The organism is Gemmiger sp. An50, from assembly GCF_002161595.1.
Lineage (GTDB): Bacteria > Bacillota > Clostridia > Oscillospirales > Ruminococcaceae > Allofournierella.
Genome location: NZ_NFID01000046.1, coordinates 1 through 641 on the forward strand (window position 1 = coordinate 1; position 641 = coordinate 641).

At 64.4% G+C, this 641-nt stretch carries 1 pseudogene; it reads left to right on the plus strand.

Annotation, left to right across the window (positions count from 1 at the left end):
* Positions 1–641: pseudogene (locus B5G03_RS17545) on the plus strand (hypothetical protein); the annotation flags it as partial.

Here is a 641-nt window from a genome sequence, read left to right on the forward strand (position 1 = left end):
ACCAGGAGCCGGTGCAGATCGACCGGTTCGACCGGCTGGAGATCCGCTTTGAAGAAACCAGCCAGCCTTTGCGCCGGGCGCGGCTGAGCCGGCTGATGTTCGGCATGGAGCTGGTGTTTGGTCAGGCCGAGCTGACCGAGGCCGCCCAGACCATGGAGGTGGACCCCATCGGCCGCAGGCTGCCCACCGGGGAATTCAGCTTCTCGGCGGTGAACGTGAACCTGCTCACCGGGACTCAGAACGGTCTCTACGACCCGGACAATCCCCAGGGCATCTGGAAGTATTTTGAGCAGCGCAACCCCATCACGGTGCGCTACGGCCAGCAGCTCACCGGCGGCATGAAGTGGAGCGATGCGGCGGCGCTGAAGTGGGACGATCTGGCCCCCAGCGGCTGGAGAGAAATCTACCAGGGCGGTCTGGTTGAATGGATTCCCGGCGGGCGGTTCTATCTGACCGGCCAGCCCGTTGTGGAGGGACTGTATGCCAAATTCTCCGCCACCGACGCGCTGAGCCTTCTGGACGGCAGCTATTACAAGGGCGTATGGGATGGCGAATCTCACAGCCTGTGGGAGCTGGCCACGGCGGTGCTGGAGGATGCGAATCTGCCCCGCCGCAGGCAGGACGAGCAGCCCTGGGCTTTG